Below are 15,562 nucleotides of genomic sequence, written 5' to 3'. Positions count from 1 at the left end.
GGGAGATCGACAGCCTGCACGAACTTTCTCGAGACCATTCTGACCCGGTGAGCACGACAGCGGCCCGCCCTCCGAGCAGGAGGACGGGCCGCGGAGACGTACGGCGTCGGGTCAGTGACCCATCATCGCGGTCGGGTCGACCGGGGCGACCTTCTTGCGCGGCAGGAAGGCGGCCGGGATGAGGCAGCAGGCGACCAGGACCGTGGCGACGATGAAGACCGTCGCGAACGCGTCGGCCATGTCGCTGGTGATCAGCGCCTCGATGTTGGCGAGCTGCTCCTGCGACATGCCGAACCTCTCGAGGACCGCGGCCACGGCACCCTGGTCCGCGCCCGCCTCGGCGAGCGCGGCACCGGCGGAGACGAACCGGGAGTCCTTGAGCTCGTTGGTCAGGATCACCGAGAAGAGCGCGGTGCCGATGGAGGCCGCCACCTGCTGGGTGATGTTGAGCAGCGTCGAGCCGCGGGCCACGTTGTGCGCGGTCAGCGTCGCGAGCGCGGCGGTCATGATCGGCATCATCGTGCCGCCCATGCCGAGACCCATGATGAAGAGCGCGCCCAGGATGTAGACGTAGGACGTGTCGGCGCCGATCTGGGTGAACATCGCCATGCCGACGGTGATCACCGTGATGCCGACGAGGACGATCTTGCCGGGGCCGATCTTGTCGGCCAGGATGCCGGCGATCGGCATCGTGATCATCGCGCCGACGCCCTGCGGGGCGAGCAGCCAGCCGGTGGCGAGCGTGCCCTCGCCGCGCACCTGGATGAAGTAGAGCGGGAACAGCAGCGAGGCGCCGAAGAACGCGATCGCGAAGAGCGTCATCGCGATGATCGCGACCGTCAGGTTGCGGTTCTGGAACAGGCGCAGCTCCACGAGCGGGTGGATGTTGCGCTTGGCCAGCGCCCAGGGCACGAACGCGGCGATCAGGACGGCACCCAGGACCATCGGGACCAGCACCTTGGGGGCCATCGCGGTGCCCTCCTCGGGGATGGAGCTCACGCCGAAGAGGAACGCGGCGAGACCCGGGGAGAGCAGCAGCATGCCCAGCCAGTCGAAGGTCTCCGACGGCTCGACGTCGTCCTTGGGCAGCACGATCCAGGCGTAGACGATCGCGGCGATGCCGATGGGCAGGTTGATCAGGAAGATCCAGTGCCACGAGGCGCTCTCGATCAGCGCGCCACCGAGGATGGGGCCGAAGATCGGGCCGAGGAGCATCGGGATGCCGAGCACGGCCATCACGCGACCGACCCGCTCGGGACCGGCGGCCCGGGTCAGGATCGTCATGCCGAGCGGCATCAGCATGCCGCCGCCGAGACCCTGCAGGACCCGGAAGAGGACCAGCATCTCGAGCGAGGTCGCCGCCGCGCAGAGCACGGAGCCGGCGGTGAAGAGCGCGACCGCGAGGAGGTAGAGGCGCTTCGTGCCGAAGCGGTCCGCGGCCCAGCCGGTCAGCGGGATCACGCTGGCCAGGGCGAGCGTGTAGGCGGTCATCGTCCAGGCGACCTCGGCGGCCGTGGCGTTGAACTCTTCCTGGAAGGTGTTGAGGGCGACGGAGACGACGGTGATGTCGAGGATCGACATGATCGCCCCCAGGACGACCACGCCGGCCACCATCAGGACGCCCTTGTCGAGCTTGTCGGAGTGCTCCGGCTGCGTGGCGCCGGGCTGGATCTGGGTGTCGGTCACCGCACAAGGCTATTGGTTGCCTCCGACAACGACCCAATCGTTTTTGCGGTGTGATGGATCACTCCGCGAAGCGCGAACAGACGAAACGGTCGCGTGCCAGACTGCGCCCGCCGGACGGAGGTCATGCCCCGTCGAGGTCCTCGATCCGGGCGGTGCTCGGCTCGCGCTCGGCCTGCAGGTCGAGGGCCACGGACTCGACCTCGCGCATCACGCGCAGGGTGTTGCGGCAGGTGAGCCGACCCAGGTCGTCGCCCGACCAGCCGCGGTCGGCGAGCGCGGAGAGCAGGGCGGGGTACGCCGACACGTCCTCCAGCCCGTCGGGCAGGGTCTCGACCCCGTCGTAGTCGCCGCCGAGACCGACGTGGTCGACGCCGGCCACCTCGCGCACGTGCTCGACGTGGGCCACCACGTCGGCCAGCGTCGCGGTGGGCTGGGGGTGGTCCTCAAGCCAGCGGTCCTCGAACGCCGCGAACCGCAGGCCGTCCGACTCGGGTACGCCGTCTGCTGCCGCGGCCGTCACCAGCTCGCGGTGGTGGTCGGCACAGGCCGCGTTCACGAACTTCGGCACGAAGGTCACCATGCACACGCCGCCGCCGCGCGCCATCGTCTCGAGCACGTCGTCGGGGGCGTTGCGGGGACTGTCGGTGACCGCACGCGCCGAGCTGTGGCTGAAGATCACCGGCGCCTCCGCGACCTCCAGCGCCGCGCGCATCGTGTCGGCCGAGACGTGGGAGAGGTCGACCATCATCCCGATCCGGTTCATCTCGCGGACCACCTCGCGTCCGAAGGCCGTGAGCCCGCCCGCCACCGGCGCGTCCGTCGCGGAGTCCGCCCACGGGGTGTTCGCGTTGTGGGTCAGCGTCAGGTATCGCACGCCCAGCTCGTACATCTGGCGAAGGGTGCCGAGTGAGCTGTTGATCGAGTGCCCGCCCTCGGCGCCCATCAGCGATGCGATCCGGTCGGTCGCCCAGGCGTCCTCGATCTCGTCGGCGGTGGTCGCCCAGGCGAGGTCGTCGTAGTACCGGCTGGTCATCATCCGCGCGGCGTCGACCTGCTCGAGCGTCGCGCTGACGGCCGCGTCGCCGGTGAGACGCGTCGGGACGTAGACCGACCAGAACTGCGCGCCCATCCCACCCGCCCGCATCCGCGGGAGGTCGGTGTGGGTCGGGGTCCCGCCTGCGCCCACGTCGAGCCGGGAGAAGTCGTACGCCACCTGCGCGCGCGCCTCCCACAGCAGGTCGTTGTGGCCGTCGATGACCGGGTGCGCAGCGAGCAGCTCGTGGACGTCCATCGCACCGAGACTATGCCGTCGCGACCGCCCGTCGCCGATGCCGGATCAGCGGACCCGACCCTTGAGCTTGAAGGTGTCGACGTAGGGCGAGAAGCCACGGGCCCTCACCGTGACCTTTACCGACACGCGCTGGCCCCGCATCGCCCGCGTGAGCCGGAGCGACCTCTCGGCGCCCTTGGCACCGCGGACGCGAGGCTTCCCGACGAACCACTGGTACGACGGGGTGGTGGCCACCGACCAGGTCCCGGGCCTGACCCGCACGGTGCGCCCGACGAGGGTGCGGCCGGACGCCTCCGGGCTCGTCAGGGGGGCCAGCCGCGTCCGGGGAGGGCTGGTCAGGCAGACCCATTCGTGGTTGCTGATGACGTCGTAGGGGACCCGGTAGGTGCGTGGCTCGTAGGAGCCGTCGACGGACTCGATGTCCACGTCCACCATCACGACCTGCTCCACGTCGCCGTCGGGGCAGGACACGGGTCCGTTGACCAGGTCCGGCTGCGGCACCCGGACGCTCGGCTGGACGAGGTTGTCGCCGTTCCACGACACCGAGGCATCGGCCTGCGTGAGCGCCGGCTTGGCGCCGCTCTCCCCGGGCAGGGGAACCTGTCGCGTCGTGCCGGGCACCACACGGATGCCCGTCATCCGGAAGCGGTTGCGCACCTCGGATCGGATCGGTTGGGTGCAGATGGAGCACAGGTTCAGGATGCTGCTGGGGTCCCACAGCATCGGCGCGGGCGGCTCGTAGCGCAGCTCCACCCCGCCGTAGGCGAGCTCGCCGGCCGGGGTGCGCAGCAGGTAGCCCGCGCTCGCGGTCCCCGTCGAGGTCATCGGCGAGCTGTCGAGGAGGAGGGCCGCTCCGTCGATCGAGACCGTCAGCTGGGTCTGGCCCGGCACCTGGCCGGCCGCCACGATCCGCGTGCCGGCGGGGTAGCGGTCGTTGGCCATCGCCTCGACCCGGACCTGGCCCCGGGTTCGCACGAGGACGGAGTCCTTCGTGGCGACGAGGTCGGGATTGGTGTGGCCTCCCGACGGCATGTCCTCCACGAGGACCGCGCTGCCCGTGGCTCGCTGTCCGGCATCGTCGCGGACGACGTAGTCGATGCGCACGATGCGTCCGACGCAGGCGGACGGGAGCCCGCTCGGCCACTGGTCGGCGAAGGTCACCGAGACCTGGCCGTCAGCGTTCCACACCACCTCCGGTGCGGGCACCAGCAGGACCGGGACCTGGAAGCAGGTGTTGGCGATGGCGGACTGGGTCACGCGTACGTCGTCGAGCACCAGGCCGCTGCCGTCGTCGTTGGCGAGGACGTTGCCCGAGGCGGTGGTCGGTGACGTGACGTTCTGTCGTGCTGCGGTGAAGACGTCCGGTCGCGGACCCGGGGCGGCGGACGCGGGTGGTGCGACCGAGAGGCCCGAGAGGACCAGTGCCGTCAGGAGCAGGGCATGGCAGAGCAGCTTCTTCACGAATCCCCCGTGGTTCCGTGCGACACGCGTCGCAGCGCGGCGCAGGCTAACAAGGGTTCAGCGACCTCGTGGGCCGAACGAGGGAACTCCGTGTCGGTGCCACGCGTTACCGTCCCTGTTGCCCGTTGTGCGAAAGGTGGCTGCATGAGCTTTGTCCCGGTCACCGGGCCCGCCAGGTTGCTGGTGGGGGAGCCGCCCCGGGAGGGCTCGGTCGAGTTCACCGACGAGCGCCGCACGATCGTGATGCCGATCCGCGGCGCGCTGCCGGTCCTCGGCAAGGTCCGCGACCAGACCGACGTGCATCCCTCGGTCGCGCTGCTCGCCGGGGCGGCGCTGATGGGCCTCCAGCTGGTCGCCTCGGGCCGCTTCGCCCCCGACCCCGAGGGGCGGCACTGGCAGGTCGCAGGCCTCGACGCCGCAGACGAGCGCCGCATCGCCGAGCTGGCGGCCTCCCGGGCCTGGGACGGCTTCGACGAGGCGACCGCCGAGGGCATGGTCCGTGGCCTGCTCGACGCGGTGGTCGACACCATGCCCCGCACCACCCCGGGGCGTTCGCGCCACCGCGGCCCGACGCCCGTCGTCCCCCCGCCGTCGGAGCCGCGCAGCCCCGACGCGTTCAGCGACCAGCTGCAGCAGCGGATCGCCCGCATCCGCGCGCGGGGGCGCGACGACCGCCCGCACCTGGTGTCCATCTCGTTCCGCGTCGAGGCCGACGAGGAGGAGCTGGTCGTCGGCGACGTACGCCTGGTGCTGCAGGTCCACGCCGTCGACAACCCCGCCCACCTCGCCGACGCCTCCGAGCTGTGGGCCGAGTCCGGACCGGAGGCCGCCCACGGCTTCGGCGAACGGGCCCGCACCCACGCCGCCATCGCCCTGCGCTCCGCGGCCGACGCCTGGCCGGTCCTCGACCGGCTGCTCGACCTGCGGGTCCCCGACGAGATCACCCTCGACTCCGACGAGATCCTCTCGCTCCTCGACGGCGGCGCCGCGGCGCTGACCGAGGCGGGCCATCCGGTCATGTGGCCGAAGTACCTCGACCGCGACGTCACCCAGCGGGTCGAGCTGGGCCGACGATCGCCCTCCGGCACCCGCGAGGAGCCCCTGCAGGACGGCCTCTTCGGGCCGCAGGCGCTCTTCGGCTTCGAGTGGCAGCTCTCGTTGCACGGCGAGGAGCTGAGCGACGACGAGATGGACGAGCTGGCCCGCACCACCAGCCCGATCATCAAGCTGCGCGACAACTGGGTCGCGGTCGACTCCGCGGTGATCAAGCGCGCCCGCAAGCGACTGATCCGCACCGTCACCCCGGTCCAGGCGCTGGCAGCGACGCTCACCGGTGTCGTCGACATCGAGGACTCCCCCTACGAGGCGGTCGTCGGGGCGAGCCTCCTCACGGTGCGCGACCGCGTGCGCGAGGCCGCGTCGGGTGAGCTCGTCGAGGTCCCGGCCGCGTTGCAGGCCGAGCTCCGCGACTACCAGCGCCGCGGGCTGTCCTGGCTGGCCGAGCTCACCGGCCTCGGCCTCGGCGCGTGCCTGGCCGACGACATGGGTCTCGGCAAGACGATCACGCTGATCGCGCTGCACCTGCACCGCGGTGGCGGCCCCACCCTGGTCGTCTGCCCGGCCTCGCTGCTCGGCAACTGGGAGGCCGAGATCCGTCGCTTCGCGCCGGGCGTCGCCGTACGCCGTCACCACGGCAGCGCGCGTGACCTCGACGGCGTCACCGGCGGCTTCGTGCTCACGACCTACGGCACGATGCGCAACGACGCCGCCCTCCTCGGCGAGGTCTCGTGGGACCTGGTCGTCGCCGACGAGGCGCAGCACATCAAGAACTCACGCTCGGCCGCCGCCCGGGCGCTGCGCACCATCCCGAGCACCGCGCGCGTCGCGCTGACCGGCACCCCGGTGGAGAACGACCTCACCGAGCTCTGGTCGATCCTCGACTGGGCCGTCCCCGGTCTGCTCGGGAGTCGCAACGCCTTCCGCAAGGTGTGGGCCGGCCCCATCGAGTCGGGCCTCGAGCCCACCAAGGCCCGGCAGTTCGCCGACCTCATCGGCCCGTTCCTGCTGCGGCGCCGCAAGTCCGACCCCGGGGTCGCTCCCGAGCTGCCGCCCAAGACCGAGACCGACCACCTGCTCGGCCTGACCCGCGAGCAGGTCGTCCTCTACGAGACGCTCGTGCGCGAGTCGATGCGCCGCATCGAGGAGGCCGACGAGGAGACCCGCCGCGGTCTGGTGCTCAAGCTGCTCACCGGCCTCAAGCAGATCTGCAACCACCCCGCCCACTTCCTCCGCCAGCCCAACCCCAAGCTCCGCGGCCGCTCGGAGAAGATCGAGCTGCTCGACGAGCTCGTCGGCACGGTCATGGCCGAGGACGGCGCCGTGCTCGTCTTCACCCAGTACGTCGCCATGGCCCGGCTCCTCGAGCGCCACCTCGCCGCCGCGGGGGTCCCGCACCAGTTCCTGCACGGCGGCACCCCAGTGCGCGAGCGCGACGCGATGGTCGCCCGCTTCCAGGCGGGCGAGACCCCGGTCTTCCTGCTCTCGCTCAAGGCCGGCGGCACCGGGCTCAACCTCACCCGCGCCGACCACGTGATCCACCTCGACCGCTGGTGGAACCCCGCCGTCGAGGACCAGGCGACCGACCGGGCCTACCGGATCGGCCAGACCCGGCCGGTGCAGGTCCACCGCTTCATCACCCAGGGGACGATCGAGGAGAAGATCGCCGAGCTGCTCGCCCGCAAGCGCTCGCTGGCCGACTCCGTGCTGTCGCGCGGCGAGACGGCGCTCACCGAGCTGTCCGACGCCGAGCTCCGCGACCTCGTGGAGCTGCGGCGATGATCATCACCCCACGACGTTCTCCTCCCCCGCTCCGCTCCGCCGGACAACGCCGCGGGGAGCCCGAATGAGCACCCCCGAGACAACGGCGACCACCCACCCACGGCTCCCTGCACGCCGGGGCGGCGGGGCCGGCACCTGGTGGAGCAAGGCAGTGCTCCGGGCTGTGGAGGAGGCCGCCTTCGGCGAGAAGGACCTCCGCGTCGGCCGGAGGCTCGCCCGGGCAGGAGCGGTCGGCGCGATCACGGTCAGCGAGGGCGGTGCGGTCGCGGCGGTGAGCGACGGTCAGGACGCCTTCACCGTCCAGGTCACCGTGCCGGTGCTCGACGCGGCCGACGTCGCGGCGTTCGTCGAGCTGGTCGCGGCCGAGTCGGGGCGGATCGGCGCGCTGCTCGCCGGTCAGCTGCCCCACTCCTTCGTCGAGGCGGTGGAGGAGGCCGGCGTCGAGCTGCTGCCCTACGGGGGCGAGCTGGGCTCGGCCTGCTCGTGCGACGCCTGGCTCGACCCGTGCCCGCACGCGCTCGCGGTGCTCACCCAGCTGGCCTGGCTCATCCAGGTCGATCCGTTCGTCCTGATCCACCTGCGCGGTCTCGCGCGCGAGCGGGTGCTGCGCGACCTCCACCGGCTGGTCCGGCAGCCCGGGGTCGGGGCGCCCCCGGACCGTGAGTCTCCGGGAGACTCGACCCCCGGCGGGCCAGACGACGTCGACGACCTGGTCGTCGCCGAGGACGCCGCCGTCCGCGCGGCCCGGCTCCTGCGTCTGGAGAGCCCGTTCGACGCCTGGTGACCGGCGCGGCACGCGGGCGGGCGCGGCTCAGGAGAGCCCGAGGGCTCCGTGGGCCATGTCGCGCAGCACGTCGTGCATCTGCGGGTCGGGCAGCCGGCCGCTGTGCGGCGTGGAGTTGAGCAGGCCGAACAGCACGTGGGCGCGGGTGCGCGAGGCCTCCGGGCTGAGGGTGGCGTCGTGGCGGCGGATCTGCGCGGCCCACTCGTCGACGTAGGCGCGCTGCAGGGCGCGGACCCGCTCGCGTGCCTCGTCGGGCAGGCTGCTCCAGTCGCGGTCCTGGACCACGATCAGCGCGCGGTGCTCGAGGGCGAACTCGATGTGCCACTCGACGAGCGCCTCGAGCGCCTCGCGCGGGTCGCCGGCGGTCGCGACCCGGGAGCGTCCCTCGGACAGGAGCGTCTCGCTGATGGTCACGAGCATCTCGGCGAGCATCGCGTCCTTGGACTGGAAGTGCTTGTAGAGCGCGGGGCCGGAGACGCCGCAGGCCGCGCCGAGCTCGGCGACCGACACGCCGTGGAACCCCCGCGAGGCGAAGAGGTCGGCCGCGATGTCGAGGATCTGCTGGCGGCGGGGAGTCACGACGCCGAGGTTAGTGCCTGCTAACCCGCCCCACGGAGACCGTGGTCCGGGGAGTGGCATGAGGCGCTCGGGCGCCTCCGAGACTGCCAGCGGAATCATTCGTGCCTCCCCGTACGTCTGGTGCTGCAGTGGGCCGCACCCCGGCAGCGGCCCACTGATCCCCCGATCCGTGCACCCGACTTTCATCGTAGATCGTAGGCGCTACACCCTTTGGAGTGAGTGGTGCCAGCACCACCATCCAGCAAAGGAACCGTCGTCAGGGCGTGTCGCGACCACGGATTCATGGGCGAAAGGTGTACGCCGCCACGCGTCGGGTGGTGCCAGCCCTACCGACACCCGGCCGGGCCGTGGTTACAGTGCGCGCATGTCCCGCATCCGCGTCGTCCTCGCCGAGGACGGCGACCTGCTCCGGGCGGGCGTGATGGCGCTGCTCGACGGCTACGACGACATCGAGGTCGTGGCGACGGCGACGAACCTGCCGGAGCTGCTCGCCGCAGTCGGGGAGCACCGCCCCGACGTGGTGCTGACCGACATCCGGATGCCTCCCGACTTCACCGACGAGGGCATCCGGGCAGCCGGCGAGCTGCGGCACACCCACCCCGGGATCGGGGTCGTGGCGCTGACGCAGTACTCCGACGTGGAGTACGCCCTGGACCTGGTGCGTGAGGGCAGCGACGGCCGCGGCTACCTCCTCAAGGAGCGGGTGGCCGACGTCGACGAGCTGGTGGCCGCCCTGCGCACGGTCGCCGCCGGTGGCTCGGTCATCGACCAGATCGTCGTCGACGCGCTCGTCGCGACCGGCACCCGCCGCCACGACTCGGTGCTCGACCGGCTGACCCCGCGCGAGCTCGAGGTGCTGGGCATGGTCGCGCGGGGGATGACGAACGCCGCGATCGCGGGCGAGCTCGTCGTCACCGACCGCGCCGTCGAGAAGCACATCAACTCGATCCTGACCAAGCTCGACCTGCCCTCCGACGCACCGGTGCACCGCCGGGTCGCGGCCACGCTGGTGTTCCTCAGCGAGGCCGGTGTCGGTGGCGGCGTCTCACCCCTCCGATGACGGGCCGACGAGGCGGGGGCGGATGGACGACGCGATGAGCACCGCCCGGTGAGGGGGATCCTGGCGGGCTGGGACAGCCTGGACCCTGCGCTGCGCTGGTTGATGCGGATCAACCTGATCGCGCTGACCACCGCCACGCTGCTGCTCGCATCGGCGTACCTCCTCGGCTTCCGGCACACCTCGGTCGAGATCGACCTCGGCGTGATGGCCGTGTCGATCGTGCTGATGCTCGTCACGCCGCCGCTGTGCCGGCGCTACGGCGCGCCGGCGGCGATCGTCGGTCTCACGCTGTCCGCGCTCATCTTCGCCGTCGGTGGCACCTGGGCCACGCCCAACCTCAGCCCGCTGACGGCGCTGCTGACGATGGTGCCGCTGCTGGTGGGCTTCGCCTACCTGGGGCGGCGGTGGATCCAGGTGCTCAGTGTCGTCGCGGTGGCCGGCAGCGCGGGTGTGGCCGCCCTCGCCGAGTGGCGCCGCACGGAGGCGGTCAGCGAGGAGTGGTGGATCAACGCCGTGGTGATCGCCGCGTCCCTGCCTGCCGGGGTGGCGGTCGTGGTGCTCCTGGTGCGCAGCGCCTACGCCCGCCTCCAGGGCCAGTCGGACGAGCTCGTCGAGTCACGGCGCCGGGTCGTGGAGGTGGCCGACGCCGCCCGGCGGAGCCTGGAGCGCGACCTGCACGACGGGGCGCAGCAGCGGCTGCTGGCCTCGAGCGTGACCATCGAGCGGGCCCGCAAGGAGCTGAGGGCCGGGCGGCACGACTCGGCGGCCGCCCTGCTCGACCAGCTGGCCGCCGACAACCGCGAGATCGTCACCGAGCTGCGCGAGCTGGCCCGCGGCATCTACCCGCCGCTGCTCACCGAGCGCGGCCTCGTCGCCGCCCTGCAGTCGACGGCCCGACGCTCGGCGGTGCCGGTGACCCTGGACGTCGCCGACGTCGAGCGGACGGACCCGCAGGTCGAGGCCGCCGCGTACTTCTGCATCCTCGAGGCGCTGACCAACGCAGCCAAGCACTCCGGGGCCGCCGAGGTGCACGTCACCCTGCGCGGCCGCCCGCACCTGTCCTTCACGGTCTGTGACGACGGCCGCGGGTTCGACCGCGGCGCGGTGGACGCTGGAGGACTCCTGGGGATGGAGGCGCGGGTCGCCGCGGCCGGGGGCAGGCTCACCCTCGACACCGGACCGGGACGCGGGACGGTCGTGCGCGGGGAGTTCGCGCCGTAGTCGTCGATGGACACCACAGGTTAACGATCGCTAACCTGACCGGGTGTCCGAGCACCAGACCCCGACGGCAGGGGCGACCCCCACCATGCGCGAGCTCGTCGACGACCTGCGTTCCCGGCTGGCCCGGGTCCGCCAGGGCGGGTCGGAGAGCGCGCGGAAGAAGCACACCGACCGCGGCAAGCTGCTGGTCCGCGACCGCGTGGACCGGTTGCTCGACCCGGGCAGCCCGTTCCTCGAGCTCGCGCCGCTGGCGGCGTACGGCATGTACGGCAACGACGCGGAGGACGAGCACGCCGTGCCGTCGGCGAGCATCGTCACCGGCATCGGGCTGATCCACGGCCGCCCGGTCATGGTGATCGCCAACGACGCGACGGTGAAGGGCGGCACCTACTACCCGATGACGGTCAAGAAGCACCTGCGGGCGCAGACCGTCGCCGCGGAGAGCAGGCTGCCCTGCATCGCGCTGGTCGACTCCGGCGGAGCGTTTCTACCGATGCAGGACGAGGTGTTCCCCGACCGCGAGCACTTCGGCCGGATCTTCTTCAACCAGGCCAACCTGTCCGCGCAGGGTGTGCCGCAGCTCGCCGCGGTGATGGGCTCGTGCACCGCGGGTGGCGCCTACGTGCCGGCGATGTCGGACGAGACGGTCATCGTGCGCAACCAGGGCACGATCTTCCTCGGCGGCCCGCCGCTGGTGAAGGCCGCGACCGGTGAGGTCGTCAGCGCCGAGGACCTCGGCGGCGGCGACGTGCACGCCCGCACGTCCGGGGTGGTCGACCACCTCGCGGAGGACGACGCCCACGCGCTCGCGATCCTGCGCAGCATCATCGACACCCTCCCGCCGCCGGAGCCCTCGCGCATCGACCACGAGTCGGTGGAGGAGCCGCACGAGCCGCCGGAGTCGCTCTACGACGTCGTGCCCACCGACACCCGCACGCCGTACGACGTGCGCGAGGTGATCCGGCGGATCGTCGACGGGAGCCGCTTCCACGAGTTCAAGAAGCTCTACGGCGACACGCTGGTGTGCGGTTTCGCCCGCATCCACGGCCACGAGGTCGGGATCGTGGCCAACAACGGCATCCTGTTCAGCGAGTCGGCCCTCAAGGGCGCGCACTTCGTCGAGCTGTGCAACCAGCGCAGGATCCCGCTGGTGTTCCTGCAGAACATCACCGGCTTCATGGTCGGTCGCGAGTACGAGAACAAGGGCATCGCCCGCGACGGCGCGAAGCTCGTCACCGCGGTCGCGTGCAGCGTCGTGCCGAAGTTCACCGTGGTCATCGGCGGCTCGTTCGGCGCAGGCAACTACGGCATGAACGGCCGCGCCTACGACCCGCGGTTCCTCTGGATGTGGCCCAACGCGCGGATCTCGGTGATGGGCGGCGAGCAGGCCGCCGGCGTGCTCGCCACCGTGCGCCGCGACGGCCTCGAGAAGTCCGGCCAGGAGTGGTCGGCCGAGGACGAGGAGGCCTTCAAGGCGCCCATCCGCGACCAGTACGAGTCCCAGGGCTCGCCCTACTACTCGACCGCGCGGCTCTGGGACGACGGTGTGATCGACCCCGCCGACACCCGCCGCATCCTCGGCATGGCGCTCTCGGTGACCTCCACGGTGCCAGTGCCCGAGCCCTCCTACGGCGTCTTCAGGATGTGAGGCGCGCAGTGACGAGCGAGGAACGAGCGCGTCGCGTGGGCGCGACCAGGTCGAGCAAGCCCTGCGACCGAGGCACGAGGGCGCAACGGGCGCGTCGAAACCCCTGATGGGAATGAACTGATGAAGACACTCCTGATCGCCAACCGCGGCGAGATCGCGATCCGCGTCATGCGTACGGCGAAGCGCCTGGGCTGGCAGACGGTCGCGATCCACACCGACCTCGACGCGGACGCGCCGCACGTCCGGGCGGCCGACCGGGCGCTCCGGGTCGAGTCCTACCTGGACATCGACGCCGTGGTCGCCGCGGCCCGCGAGGCGGGCGCAGGCCATGTGCACCCGGGCTACGGCTTCCTGTCCGAGCGGTCGCCGTTCGCCCGCGCGCTCGCGGACGCCGGCATCGTCCTGGTCGGGCCGAGCGCCGACGTGATGGACGCGATGGGCCGCAAGGACGCTGCCCGGGAGCTCGCGGTCGCGGCCGGGGTTCCCGTCGTGCCGTCGTACGGACTCGACGAGGACCCCGACACCTTCGCCTACCCGGTGCTGGTCAAGGCCGCCGCGGGTGGCGGTGGCAAGGGCATGCGTGTGGTGCGCAGCGCAGCGGACCTGCCGGAGGCGAAGGCGGCAGCAGCGCGTGAGGCGGCGAGCGCCTTCGGCGACGACACCCTGCTCATCGAGAAGTACGTCGAGTCGGGGCGCCACATCGAGGTGCAGGTCATGGGCGACACCCACGGCGCGGTACTGCACTTCTTCGAGCGCGACTGCTCGACGCAGCGGCGCCACCAGAAGGTGCTCGAGGAGGCGCCCGCGCCGACCCTCTCGGCCGAGCAGCAGAGGGCCATCACGACCGCGGGTGTCGACCTGGCCAGGTCGGTCGGCTACACCAACGCCGGCACCGTGGAGTTCCTGCTCGACAACGCGACCGGCGACTTCTACTTCCTCGAGATGAACACCCGCCTCCAGGTCGAGCACCCCGTCACCGAGGAGGTCGTCCGGGTCCGCCACGAGCGTGTCGACCTCGTCGAGCTCCAGCTCCGCGTCGCCACCGGTGAGCCGCTCGGCATCGACCAGGACGACATCACCCTCGACGGCCATGCGATCGAGGCCCGGGTCTACGCCGAGGACTCCTTCAACGGCTTCCTGCCGCAGGCCGGAACCGCCTCGGACGTGACCTGGCCGGGCGAGATGTACGCGGATGGAGTCGAGGCGTCGCACGACTACGACACGGGTGCCGTCATCGGCCGGCTGCGGGTGGACCACGCCCTGGAGTCCGGACAGGTGGTCTCCACCTCGTTCGACCCGATGCTCGGCAAGGTGATCGCCTGGGGCGCCGACCGGGAGGACGCACGACGCCGGCTCGTCGAGGGCCTGGAGGGAGTCGCGGTCCTCGGCCTCACGACCAACACCGGCTTCCTGGTGGCGCTCGCCGGCAGCGACGAGTTCCGCGACGCCACGATCGACACGGCGTGGCTGGACCACCACGAGGTGCCTGCACCGGACGGGGAGATCGCCCGCCTGCTGGGCGCTCACACCCTCGCGCCCCGTCGGGCCGCGTCGGCCGACCCGTGGCGACACGACGGCTGGCGGTCGGCGGCCGACCCGGCGCCCGTGGTCGTCGACCTCGGCGGGCCCGTGACGGTGACAGACGCGGTGTCGTCGGTGTCGGTCAACCACTCCGTGGCCGGACCGATCACCTGGGTCCATGCCGACATCGACGGGCAGGGTCAGAGCGCCACGGTGCGCGACACGTCGGCGTCGGTCGAGGTCATCCACCGGGGCCAGCGCTTCGTGTTCGACCGCCACGACCCCTTCGCCGACCACGGGCCGGAGGCCGGCGACGGCACGCTGCTCGCGCCGATGCCCGGCACGGTCCTCGCGGTCAACGTCGCCGAGGGCCAGGCCGTGGCCGAGGGTGAGACGCTGGGGGTGATGGAGGCGATGAAGATGGAGCTCGCGCTCAAGGCGCCCTTCGCCGGCACGGTCACCACCGTCGGCGCGGCCACCGGCGACCTCGTCAAGCTCGGCGCGGTGCTGTTCACGGTGGAGGAGTCGGCATGAACGACCTGCCCATGACCGTCCGCGCCGACGGCCTTCCCGAGCGGGTGACGATCTACGAGGTCGGTCCGCGCGACGGCCTGCAGAACGAGCAGGCGATCGTCCCGGTGGCGGTCAAGGCCGAGTTCGTACGACGTCTCGTGGCGGCGGGCCTCCCGATCGTCGAGGCGACCAGCTTCGTGCACCCGCGCTGGGTGCCGCAGCTCGCCGACGCCGGGGAGCTGATGACCGAGCTCGGCGACGAGGGCCGCGACCTCCCGGTGCTGGTGCCCAACGAGCGCGGCCTCGACCGGGCCCTCGAGCTGGGCCTGCGGCACGTGGCGATCTTCGGCAGCGCGACGGAGACCTTCGCCGGCAAGAACCTCAACCGCACCTTCGACGAGCAGTTCACGATGTTCGCGCCGACCGTGGCCCGGGCCCGGGATGCCGGACTCGACGTGCGGGCCTACGTGTCGATGTGCTTCGGCGACCCCTGGGAGGGCGCCGTCCCGATCGAGCAGGTCGTCACCGCCGGCACGCGGCTGCTCGACCTCGGTGCGAGCCAGCTCAGCCTCGGCGACACCATCGGCGTCGCGACCGCGGGCCACGTGAAGGCCCTCGTCGCTGCGTTCGCCGACGCGGGTGTCGGCACCGACCGGCTCGCCATGCACTTCCACGACACCTATGGCCAGGCGCTCGCCAACACCTTCTCGGCGCTGCAGGTGGGCATCACCACCTTCGACGCCAGCGCCGGCGGCCTCGGCGGCTGCCCCTACGCGAAGTCGGCCACCGGCAACCTCGCCACCGAGGACCTGGTGTGGATGCTGACCGGTCTCGGGATCGAGCACGGGGTCGACCTCGACGCCATGGTGGCCACCAGCACGTGGATGGCCGCCCAGCTCGGCCGCCCGAGCCCCAGCGCCGTCGTACGCGCCCTCGGGACCCCCGGGTAGTCCAGTGACG

11 protein-coding genes are annotated in these 15,562 nt (G+C 71.9%); 7 read left to right on the top strand and 4 right to left on the bottom strand.

The genetic code is table 11. From position 1 onward, the window contains the following. Positions 1–111: 111 nt before the first annotated feature. The 3 genes from JOD65_RS02685 to JOD65_RS02675 all read right to left on the bottom strand — a co-directional run bounded on the left by JOD65_RS02685 (position 112) and on the right by JOD65_RS02675 (position 4,438). Complete coding sequence (locus tag JOD65_RS02685; RefSeq protein WP_191195385.1) at positions 112–1,614, bottom strand: DHA2 family efflux MFS transporter permease subunit; 1,503 nt, start codon at positions 1,612–1,614, stop codon at positions 112–114. A 193-nt stretch (positions 1,615–1,807) separates the two neighbouring features. Continuing rightward, complete coding sequence (locus JOD65_RS02680) at positions 1,808–2,977, bottom strand: dipeptidase (RefSeq protein WP_191193872.1); 1,170 nt, start codon at positions 2,975–2,977, stop codon at positions 1,808–1,810. A 45-nt stretch (positions 2,978–3,022) separates the two neighbouring features. Beyond that, a complete protein-coding gene (locus JOD65_RS02675; RefSeq protein ID WP_191193873.1) occupies positions 3,023–4,438 on the bottom strand; it encodes a hypothetical protein in 1,416 nt (471 codons plus the stop codon). Positions 4,439–4,582: 144 nt separating this feature from the next. Between JOD65_RS02675 and JOD65_RS02670 the strand changes: the two genes are divergently transcribed. Next, on the top strand, positions 4,583–7,276 hold the full coding sequence (locus JOD65_RS02670) for a DEAD/DEAH box helicase (RefSeq protein WP_191193874.1): 2,694 nt from the start codon (positions 4,583–4,585) through the stop codon (positions 7,274–7,276). 64 nt (positions 7,277–7,340) lie between these two features. Beyond that, the gene (locus JOD65_RS02665; protein ID WP_191193875.1) at positions 7,341–8,060 is read left to right on the top strand and encodes an SWIM zinc finger family protein; all 720 of its coding nucleotides are present in this window, start codon (positions 7,341–7,343) and stop codon (positions 8,058–8,060) included. A 27-nt stretch (positions 8,061–8,087) separates the two neighbouring features. Here the strand turns inward: JOD65_RS02665 and JOD65_RS02660 are convergent, their stop codons facing one another. Next, positions 8,088–8,639: an SACE_7040 family transcriptional regulator gene (locus JOD65_RS02660; RefSeq protein WP_307820889.1), complete on the bottom strand. Its 552-nt coding sequence runs from the start codon at positions 8,637–8,639 to the stop codon at positions 8,088–8,090. A 364-nt stretch (positions 8,640–9,003) separates the two neighbouring features. On the opposite strand from JOD65_RS02660, the gene JOD65_RS02655 reads away from it, so the two are divergent. The 5 genes from JOD65_RS02655 to JOD65_RS02635 all read left to right on the top strand — a co-directional run bounded on the left by JOD65_RS02655 (position 9,004) and on the right by JOD65_RS02635 (position 15,552). Then, on the top strand, positions 9,004–9,699 hold the full coding sequence (locus tag JOD65_RS02655; protein ID WP_191193876.1) for a response regulator transcription factor: 696 nt from the start codon (positions 9,004–9,006) through the stop codon (positions 9,697–9,699). Positions 9,700–9,747: 48 nt separating this feature from the next. After that, positions 9,748–10,920, top strand: a complete 1,173-nt coding sequence (locus JOD65_RS02650) for a sensor histidine kinase (protein ID WP_191193877.1) — start codon at positions 9,748–9,750, stop codon at positions 10,918–10,920. A gap of 43 nt (positions 10,921–10,963) precedes the next feature. Next, positions 10,964–12,568, top strand: coding sequence for a carboxyl transferase domain-containing protein (locus JOD65_RS02645; protein WP_443678551.1), 1,605 nt, complete (start codon positions 10,964–10,966; stop codon positions 12,566–12,568). 120 nt (positions 12,569–12,688) lie between these two features. Next, positions 12,689–14,623 (top strand): acetyl/propionyl/methylcrotonyl-CoA carboxylase subunit alpha, encoded by a 1,935-nt coding sequence (locus JOD65_RS02640; RefSeq protein ID WP_191193878.1) that lies wholly within the window; start codon positions 12,689–12,691, stop codon positions 14,621–14,623. After that, positions 14,620–15,552, top strand: coding sequence for a hydroxymethylglutaryl-CoA lyase (locus tag JOD65_RS02635; protein ID WP_191193879.1), 933 nt, complete (start codon positions 14,620–14,622; stop codon positions 15,550–15,552). The genes JOD65_RS02640 and JOD65_RS02635 overlap by 4 nt, the downstream gene beginning before the upstream one ends. Positions 15,553–15,562 lie beyond the last annotated feature (10 nt).

The sequence above is a fragment of the Nocardioides cavernae genome, assembly GCF_016907475.1.
Classification (GTDB): domain Bacteria; phylum Actinomycetota; class Actinomycetes; order Propionibacteriales; family Nocardioidaceae; genus Nocardioides; species Nocardioides cavernae.
This window is presented reverse-complemented; position numbering and strand designations above follow the sequence as displayed.

What these genes read in the sequence shown, in the direction of transcription:
- JOD65_RS02635 (WP_191193879.1), top strand. Translation starts at nt 14,620, where the DNA reads ATGAACGACCTGCCCATGACCGTCCGCGCCGACGGCCTTCCCGAGCGG.
- JOD65_RS02680 (WP_191193872.1), bottom strand. Translation starts at nt 2,977, where the DNA reads ATGGACGTCCACGAGCTGCTCGCTGCGCACCCGGTCATCGACGGCCAC.
- JOD65_RS02655 (WP_191193876.1), top strand. Translation starts at nt 9,004, where the DNA reads ATGTCCCGCATCCGCGTCGTCCTCGCCGAGGACGGCGACCTGCTCCGG.
- JOD65_RS02665 (WP_191193875.1), top strand. Translation starts at nt 7,341, where the DNA reads ATGAGCACCCCCGAGACAACGGCGACCACCCACCCACGGCTCCCTGCA.
- JOD65_RS02670 (WP_191193874.1), top strand. Translation starts at nt 4,583, where the DNA reads ATGAGCTTTGTCCCGGTCACCGGGCCCGCCAGGTTGCTGGTGGGGGAG.
- JOD65_RS02640 (WP_191193878.1), top strand. Translation starts at nt 12,689, where the DNA reads ATGAAGACACTCCTGATCGCCAACCGCGGCGAGATCGCGATCCGCGTC.
- JOD65_RS02685 (WP_191195385.1), bottom strand. Translation starts at nt 1,614, where the DNA reads ATGGTGGCCGGCGTGGTCGTCCTGGGGGCGATCATGTCGATCCTCGAC.